Consider the following 9,168-nt stretch of genomic DNA (forward strand, 5'->3'; position numbering starts at 1 on the left):
CAGATTCCGCGTCACCACGGACACCCTTGCGTTAAGCTAACTGTTACTTCTGCCTTCACAGCTCGGGACTTTCACCCTATAGATTGCACCCATGCCGGGCGCACTTAAAGAAGAGACTTGCCATTAAATTGCGCAAGTCTCTTCTTTAATTAATTGAAAATTATTTTCGCGATATCAAGCGGATCGACAATTTGTCCGTCTTTATATACACGCATATTTCCGCCTGAAATTTCGTCGATTAAGGCGATTTTACCGTCAATACGGCCAAATTCCAGTTTAATATCGTATAATTCAGCCCCTTTAGCAGCTAATTCATTTTTAACGATTGTAGAAATTTTTTGCGTCATATCTTTTAATTCAGCGTATTCTTCAAGTGTCAATAGACCAAGCATATGCAAAGCATCTTGAGAAATCGGCGGATCTTGACGGTCGTCATCCTTTAATGTCACTTCCACAAACGCTTGCAGTTCTTGTCCTTCCTCTGCATAAGCACCATATCTTCTTAGAAAGCTGCCGACTGCTTTAAAGCGGCAAATAACTTCTAAACCTTTACCGAATGTCGTTGCTGGCTTAACAGTCATTGTAGAATTCTCAACGTCCGCTGCTACAAAGTGAGTCGCAATTCCTGCTGCCTCAATTTTATTGAAGAAATATTCCGTTAATTGGATACCGATTTTACCCATACCTTCAATAGAAAGACCGACTGTGTTCGCACCCGGATCAAATTTGCCGTTTTCTCCTGTTACGTCATCTTTGAATTTCAATAGGTAGTTTCCATCTTCTAAAGCAAAAACCGATTTTGTTTTTCCCTCATAAACATGTTTCATTTCTGCTAATCCCCTTTTATTAAATGTTCAATAAGTTAATATCAATCTGCAATACCTACTCTATTATTAACGTTTTATGTCGAATTAGCAAGAAAATTCGTTATATTTTTTCGTTTTTATCATAAAACACGAACGATCAGTTAACATCAATCGTTCGTTGTTCATGAAGCATTTATTAATTTGCATTAGCAATTACAATACTATTATCATTTGACTGTAAATATTCAAGTACTTGTCCGACAGCAGCTTCCCCTTGACTAATACAGTCTGGAATACCCAATCCTTCATAGGAGCTGCCTGTAAGAAGAATGCCCGGCAATTCATTATGTAAATCCAGTTTCAGTTGTTCAATTCTTTGTTTATGGCCGACTGTATATTGCGGCATCGCTTTTTTCCATCGTGTCACGACAGTGAATTCCGGTTGTTCGGTAATGCTCATTGTTTTGTTTAAATCGTGTAAGACAATATTTTTTATTTCCTCATCCGATAAATCCACTACACTCATATCTGCAGGTCTTCCAACATAACAACGAAGAAGCGCTTTTCCTTCTGGACATGAGTGCGGCCACTTTTTATGTGTCCATGTACAAGCGGTAATGGTATAACTGCTTTTCCTTGAGATGACAAAGCCTGTCCCGTTAATGTCCTTTTTGATGGCATTTTGGTCAAAGGCCATCGCAACTGTTGCGACACTTGTAGATGGAACATCGTTAAAAGGTTCCATAAAAGAATACTTTGATAAAAGGGATGCTGCTGCTTGATGCGGGACTGTGCACAGGACTACATCGGCTTCTAATGTTTCTCCCGTTTCAAGCATCACTTTATATTGCTCTCCCGCTTTGAAAAGCGATTTTACTTTTGCAGACTTTAAAACAGTTACTTGATCCAACGCATCTTCCAATTTATCAATCAGCGATTCCAGACCTATTTTTAACGTTAAAAACATACCTTTCTTTGTTTGTTTTGTACTTTTAGATTTTGGGTTAACTGATGAAGCCTTTTTCATACCCAGCACCAGACTGCCGTACTTTTGTTCTACTCGGTAAAATTCCGGGAAGGTTGACATTAAACTCATTTGGTCAATATCACCTGCATAAATGCCTGATAACAAAGGCTCTATTAAATTTTCAACGACTTCATCACCGAGTCTTCTTCTAAAAAAAGCGCCTAACGGTTGATCTTGTTTCGCTTTTGACTTCGGAAGAACAAAATCACCTGCAGCCCTCAATTTACCGAATGGCGTGAACAAACCGGTTGTAATGAAGGGCGCTATTTGTGTCGGGATACCCATAATTGAGCCGCCAGGCATTGGATAAAGTTTTTCTCTTGCCAAGACATATGATTTCCCGGCTGTGTTATTGACTAACTCGTGCTCTAATCCAACTTCTTTAATTAATTTGGATGCGCTTGTTTTACGTTCAAGGAAACAGTCCGGACCATTTTCGATGATAAAGCCATCTCTTCTTGTTGTTCGTATTTTCCCGCCTAACTTTGAACTTCCTTCCAGTAATGTTACATCAATCGGCAATGATTGTTTTTTGATCTCTTGCTGCAAATAGTAAGCGGCTGTTAAACCGGTTATACCGCCGCCAATAATAACTACTTTCTGATGTTGTTTAGCATTCATGTAGTCACCTTCTTTAGTTAAATGTTAAAGCGAATAACTTTTCGGAACATATGTACAATATGGCTCTTCGGACAGGTAACTGCCGGTTTCGTAGTACGCACGTGCCCTACATCCGGAGCAAACATTGATATATTCACACTGTCCACATTTTCCTTCTATAAGGTCAGAATTGCGTAATTGCTGAAATAGAGGAGCGTTTTTCCAAATATCTTCAACATTTTGTTCTAATAAAGAACCGGCTGTAACCGGTAAATATCCGCAAGGTCGAATATCTCCTTTATGGGAAATGAAGCAAACTCCAGTTCCTGCTAAACAACCTTTTGTCACAGCTGCCATTCCGTGTGATTGGACTGTGATGCGCTCATTGTTTTCTTTTGCTTTTTGCCTCATAATCCGGTAATAGTGTGGAGCACAAGTTGCCCGAATTTCAAAATCAACTTCTCGCGAACGAGAATAAAACCATTCCAGCACTTCTTCATATTTACTCGAACTCAACATGTTGCTTTCGACAATTTGGACACCGCAACCAACCGGGACGAGCATGAATAAGTGCAGCGCATCAATATTGCACTTATTACTTAAAGCAATCATCTCTTCTAAATAGTCGACATTATGTTTTGTGATGGTTGTGTTGAATTGGAGCTGAATGCCTTGTTCTTTCACATTTTTTGCCCCTTGAAGAGCTTGTTCAAAGGAACCTGACAGCCCCCGGAATTGATCATGAATCTCAGGAGAAGGACCATCGAAGCTGATAGCCACCCGTTTGATACCGACTTCTTTTATTTTCTTAGCAATATCCTTTGTGATTAATGTACCGTTCGAAGCCATTGCCAGGGATAATCCCTTTTGACTTGCATACTCAGCAATTTCGAAAAAATCCGGACGGTACAAAGGTTCGCCGCCAGTAAGAATAACCATCGGATTAGCGAAGTCTGTTATTTCATCAATCACACGAAAGGCTTGAGCAGTCGATAATTCGTCCGGTGAACGTTTTGGTTGGGCTGTTGCTCGACAATGAATGCATTTTAAATTGCAGCCTTCTGTCAACTCCCAAAACATGATACGAGGACCATTTTCATAACGGTTAAATTTTTGATGCTTCTTAGGCTGGTCAATGGTTATTGGCATTTGACAACAACTCCTTCATGGAATATTCGTAAGTTTAATTGCTAATTTTTTTTGATAAATCATTTAATCTACTACCCTGCTTAAACTATTTCAAAACACAGACATGAACTTAACTTGTATGCTAACTTCGTTTCTTTTGCATATGAGTTTCGTTATGAAGTTCTCCTTCTATAGCGCAAAAAGACCTCTCAAAAAGCTTACAGCTCTTTAAGAGGTCCATTATCAATCTATTAGTTTTCTTCTACTTCTTTACGGTTTTTCTTTAACATTTTTGAAAGTACTTCGTATACGATCGGTACAATAATTAATGTTAAGGCTGTCGAGCTGATCAGACCGCCGATTACTGTTACAGCAAGGTCTTTAGAAATCAGTCCTCCACCGGCTGCACCGAATGCCATAGGAAGCATTGCGCCAATTGTCGCGATTGCTGTCATTAAAATTGGTCGCAGACGTGTCGCTCCCGCTTCAAGAATTGCTTCACGCATGTTCATACCGTCATGCTCCATATGGATGATTCGATCGACGAGTACGATGGCATTCGTGACGACGATACCGATTAACATTAACAGACCCATCATAACCGATACTGAAATCGTTTGGCCGGTTACGAACAGACCGACGAACGAACCGATTACCGCGAACGGCAGTGAGAATAGGATTGCAAATGGCGCTAACCCTTCACCGAATGTGACGACAAGGATGAAGTAGACAATCGCGATTGCCGCAATCATCGCAACTCCCAGTTTCGTAAACGTTTCGGCCATGTCAGCTGCAACGCCAGCTACGCCGATTGTTACACCTTTTGGAAGATCCAGCTCATCGACTTTTTTATCAGCAGCTGTTGTTGCTTTTGAAATATCATCTTCCAAGATTGTTCCGGATACAGTCGTGTAATATTCACCTTCTGATCGAGCTAGTGAATTTAGCGTTGTGCCTTCTTCCACTGTAACCAGTTGCGATAAAGGCATTACAGTTCCAACGGCTGTTTCAATCTCTGTTTCTAACAATTCATTGATCGTTTTCGGCTCAGTTGCCGCTTCACGCTGAACAACAACATTGATGTCTTTGCCGTTATGTTCAACAGTTGTCAGCACTTCACCTGAAGAGCCCGATGATAAAGCCATGACAATTTGCGCTGTCGTCAAGCCATATTGCAGCACATTTGCCTGGTCTACTTTAAATACATGCTCAACATATGGATTTTCTGCATCTGAAGTGATGTCTTCAAGACCATCAACCTCTTTTAGAGCGTCTTCCACTTGTTTCGCCGCTTCATTCAAGTCATCTAAATCTTCACTGTATAATGTGTAGCTTACTTCATTAGAAGACATGCCACCCATCGATGAGAAGTCTTGAGATTTCCATTCGCCTGTTTGGCCAATGTTAAATACATATTCTTCAATCTTTTCTCTTTCTTCCGCAAAGTTTTCTGTTTCCGGATCAAAGATTAAATACATCAGCGCACCACCAGCGCCTCCGCCCATCATCATCGCTGCAGAATCCGTGCTAGTTGCATCTGTGATAGAAATCTGAACGATATCAATATCACCATTCTTCATTAACTCTTTTTCAACAACTGCTACATTTGCTAATGTCTCATCTTTCAGCTCGCCGGTTGCCGGTGTATACGTTAAGTACATTACCTTTTCTTCTTGAGAACCCATGAAGCTGAAACCGATTAATGGCATTAACGCAATTGAACCGACAAGCAATACAACTGCGATAATTGATGTAATGATCTTATGGTTCAATGATTTTTGCAGTACGCCTTTATACCAAAGAGCCAACTTGCCGACTTCTTTATGACTGCTTTCTGCTTTTTCACCGTATAAATTTTTACGGAATAAGAAGTGTGAAAGTGCCGGTACAATTGTGATTGCTACTAACAGTGACGCACCAAGCGCAAACGTCATCGTCAATGCGAATGGCATGAATAACTCTCCGACCATTCCGCCTACAAAAATTAATGGTGCGAATACCGCAACTGTAACTAATGTAGAAGATAAAATCGGCTTGAACATTTCAATCGTCGCTTCACGAATCAAAGCACGGCCTCGAAGTTTTTCTTCTTTCAAGTACATGCGTCTGTAAATATTTTCTACTACTACAATCGAGTCATCGATTACACGTCCGATGGCAACCGTAATGGCCCCAAGCGTCATGATATTCAATGTGATATCCATCCAATTCAACAACAGTAACGCAATGAAAATGGAGACTGGAATTGAAATGATTGAGATAATAGTAGATTTAAAGTCTCGTAAAAACAGCAGGATAATCAGAACAGCGATTAAACCACCGAAGATTGCTTTTTCAAGCATTGTGAAGACAGATTCCTCAATCGGTTCACCTTGGTCAAGTGTGACATCGATTGTCAATCCATCAATTGCCTTCTCTTCATCAGCAATCAAATCTTTTACCGCATTTACAACCGTTACAGTATTAGCTTCCTGCCCTTTTACGATTTGGATTGTAATCGCATCTTCACCGTTTGTACGGGAAACAGATTGTACTTTACCTACTGTTTCAATTGTCGCGATGTCACCAAGCTTCACGAATGGCGATGGGTTTGCAGCTGAAGGTGTGACAGGGATCAAGATTTCTTTCAGTCCATCCACTGTTGTAACCTTACCATCGACATAAACGGCTTCTTCACCTTCTTCAAACTCATAAAGACCCAGCGAAACACCCATGTCGCTCGCTTGAACCATTTGTTTTACTGTATCTTCTGTTAAACCAAATTCAGCCATTTTAGCTTCATCGTATGTAAAAGCAACTTCTTCAATGTGCTGACCTGTAATCGTCGCAGAAGCAACACCGTCTATCTTATCGATTTTCGGCAATAGTATATCTTCTACTGTTGAAGTTAACTCAACAATATCCTCTTCGGAACTGCTGATTGATAATGCCAAAACCGGCATCATATTCATGCTGATTGCCATAATGGACGGTTCCTGTGCATCCTCCGGTATTGTCACTCCGTCCAGCGCAGCTTCGAGCTGACGTTTTTTCTCATCCATATCAACGCCGTATTCGTACTCAATCTGTACTTGAGAAATGTTTGAAGAAGAAGTCGAATATACAGCCTTAACGTCTTCAAGCCCTTCTATCGCTTTTTCCATCGGAATTGAGATTTCATCCATCACTTGTTCCGGAGTAGCTCCCGGATATACACCCATTACGATCAAATATGGAATTGAAATATCAGGTATTGATTCCATTTTCATTTTTGTTCCGGAATAAATACCGGATGCCGTGATGATAATCGTCAATAACCATACAGCCAACTTATTCTTCAGAACAAAATTCACTAAACCCTTCACTGTCACACCAACCTTTTGATTATTTTCGAATAATTGACCAAATTCATTGAATTGACTTAATTCTTACAATTATCTATAATAATGACTAGTTGGTCAGTTGTCAACTAAACAGCTAGGAGTGTTATAGATGGTTAAAAAGCAATTAATAATGGACAAGGCGTTGGAATTATTCGCAGAGAATGGCATTGAAGCTACTTCGATTCAGCAAATCACTGAAAAATGCGGCATTTCTAAAGGGGCATTCTATCTTTCCTATAAATCAAAAAAAGAACTGGTCTTTGATCTAATTGATCATTTTATCAGTGAAATCATGAGTGATATTGAACAGTCGGTCAATAGTGAAAGAGATAACGAGGAATTATTGTATCATTTCTATCATACGATTTTTATCGACCATCAAAAATATGCTGACTTTGCTAAAATCTTCATGAAAGAACAACTACCTTCTTTTGATATTGAAATATTAGAGTTGCTGAAGAGATATGATCAATTCACTACATTATTTCTTTTCTCACTGGTCGATCGGCAATTTCCGGACATAAGAGACACTATGCGGGCAGACCTTGTTTTCAGCATAAAAGGCTTCATAAGACAATATGCTGAGCTATTCTTAATTTATCATTATCCGGTTGATATCGACCTATTGTGTGAATCATTAGTCGAAAAAACGAAAATTCTCGCCAAGCATGCCACGCTTCCAATTGTGACCGAGAATTTTTATGACGAAAGCAATACAATGACGTGCTTGTCTCCTACAAAAGATCAGATTATTGAGATGCTTTCGCAAAAAATAAACGAGTCAGCAAATGCTATCACTGTTCAATCGTTAGAATTATTATTAATTCATTTAAGAGAACCTCAGTTGTCTCCGGCTGTCATACAAGGTTTGTTGAAAAACTTAAAAAGCGATGCTCACTGCAAATGGGCAGCCTACTTGTATGAGCTGTATGTAAATTAAAATGACCGGCAAGCCAAAGTATCTTAATTGGTTTGCCGGTCATTTTATGACTGTATACTCATTAAACTGGATGCCTTCTCCTTAATTTCGTCCATAGTTGTTTCTAAAGAGATAGCCAGTTCACTAAATAAAATATTTTGAACAGACGACAGCAACTTCCGGTCTTGTTCCCCCATCTTCTTGCCGTTAAGCTCGGTCTCATGTTTCTTCTTCATTAAAGTGTTGACAATTTTTGAAATTTCTTTACGGTTACCGGTATTAATAATTTCATTGTATTCCTGAATGCGCTGATGGCTGTTTTCAATCCAAGCAATACCCGGATTTTTAAAAGAATTGATAATTATTTCCGCTTCATCTTTATGCATGAGATCAAACATAACGATAGATTTATTATCTACAGGAATGCTAATCGATAATTTCGCATCTTCAAGCGGATGTAAAACATAGTATGATTTTGTTTCGCCCAAGACCGTTTTCTCGCATATATCATCAATTACACATACTCCATGAGCTGGATAAATGATCAAATCTCCTATTTTATGCATATTAAACTGCCCCCATCCCTTTAATCGTCAACCCGGTTGACAATTACAAGTTTAACCTATAATATCTAATTTGTCAACTAAATTGACAATATTGACTGTTTTTAGTATATTAATTCCGACAAAATGATTGGAGTGATCCGATTGAAGATTCAATATCAAACACTCGATTTGATTGACCTTATAAGCGAGCGTCATATTTCCATACGTTCCTTATGCGAAAAGGCTTGGAACAACAGCAGCAATATTCCGATTTCCAACTCTGAATGGTTTATCATGGCGAGAATATATAAAAATCAACCTACAATCTCACACGTTTCAAAAAACGTGGATATTTCGCGCCAGGCTACTCATAAATTCGTAAAAAAACTAGAGGCAAAAGGTTTGGTGAAAATTCAAAACGTCGAAGGCAACAATAAAGACAAATGTGTGCAACTGACAGAACTTGGTGAGCTATGCTACGAGAAGAATGAGGCATTTAAAGCTTCTCTTATTGAAACAATTACCAACCAACTCGGTGAAGAGAATGTAAGAAAACTCCATGAGATCTTAGAAATGGATTGGGGATTGTAGCGGAAGAAATGTTTTATTGTCATTCTATTATACCAGTACTTCCCACTAATAGAAACAAAAAGCCTTACAGAGATGATCATTGAACTGTAACCCGATAAATGGACACTTGAAAAAAAGTCCATTTATCGGGTTTTTATGTTTTTCTGTGAAAATCCGTATATAATGAACAATAGTTTTTCATCGGAGAGGT

General features: G+C 39.1%; 7 protein-coding genes. 2 read left to right on the forward strand and 5 right to left on the reverse strand.

All coding sequences use genetic code 11. The features are described 5' to 3' along the window. Positions 1-149: 149 nt before the first annotated feature. The 4 genes from IEO70_RS17955 to IEO70_RS17970 all read right to left on the reverse strand — a co-directional run bounded on the left by IEO70_RS17955 (position 150) and on the right by IEO70_RS17970 (position 6,905). Entirely contained in the window at positions 150-827 is a 678-nt protein-coding gene (locus tag IEO70_RS17955; protein WP_190999758.1) for a phosphoribosylaminoimidazolesuccinocarboxamide synthase, read from the reverse strand. Positions 828-1,002: 175 nt separating this feature from the next. Further along, positions 1,003-2,454: a protoporphyrinogen oxidase gene (gene hemY / locus IEO70_RS17960; protein WP_190999759.1), complete on the reverse strand. Its 1,452-nt coding sequence runs from the start codon at positions 2,452-2,454 to the stop codon at positions 1,003-1,005. Positions 2,455-2,478: 24 nt separating this feature from the next. After that, positions 2,479-3,582: a radical SAM/SPASM domain-containing protein gene (locus IEO70_RS17965; RefSeq protein WP_190999760.1), complete on the reverse strand. Its 1,104-nt coding sequence runs from the start codon at positions 3,580-3,582 to the stop codon at positions 2,479-2,481. 230 nt (positions 3,583-3,812) lie between these two features. Further along, positions 3,813-6,905, reverse strand: coding sequence for an efflux RND transporter permease subunit (locus IEO70_RS17970; RefSeq protein WP_190999761.1), 3,093 nt, complete (start codon positions 6,903-6,905; stop codon positions 3,813-3,815). A 127-nt stretch (positions 6,906-7,032) separates the two neighbouring features. Here IEO70_RS17970 and IEO70_RS17975 point away from each other — a divergent pair, with 127 nt between their 5' ends. Further along, positions 7,033-7,863: a TetR/AcrR family transcriptional regulator gene (locus IEO70_RS17975; RefSeq protein ID WP_190999762.1), complete on the forward strand. Its 831-nt coding sequence runs from the start codon at positions 7,033-7,035 to the stop codon at positions 7,861-7,863. Positions 7,864-7,907: 44 nt separating this feature from the next. On the opposite strand, the gene IEO70_RS17980 is transcribed toward IEO70_RS17975, so the two are convergent. Beyond that, a complete protein-coding gene (locus IEO70_RS17980; RefSeq protein WP_190999763.1) occupies positions 7,908-8,408 on the reverse strand; it encodes a CarD family transcriptional regulator in 501 nt (166 codons plus the stop codon). A gap of 141 nt (positions 8,409-8,549) precedes the next feature. Here IEO70_RS17980 and IEO70_RS17985 point away from each other — a divergent pair, with 141 nt between their 5' ends. Continuing rightward, positions 8,550-8,978 (forward strand): MarR family winged helix-turn-helix transcriptional regulator, encoded by a 429-nt coding sequence (locus tag IEO70_RS17985; protein WP_235973658.1) that lies wholly within the window; start codon positions 8,550-8,552, stop codon positions 8,976-8,978. Positions 8,979-9,168 lie beyond the last annotated feature (190 nt).

It is taken from the genome of Peribacillus faecalis, from assembly GCF_014712675.1.
Lineage (GTDB): Bacteria > Bacillota > Bacilli > Bacillales > DSM-1321 > Bacillus_AD > Bacillus_AD faecalis.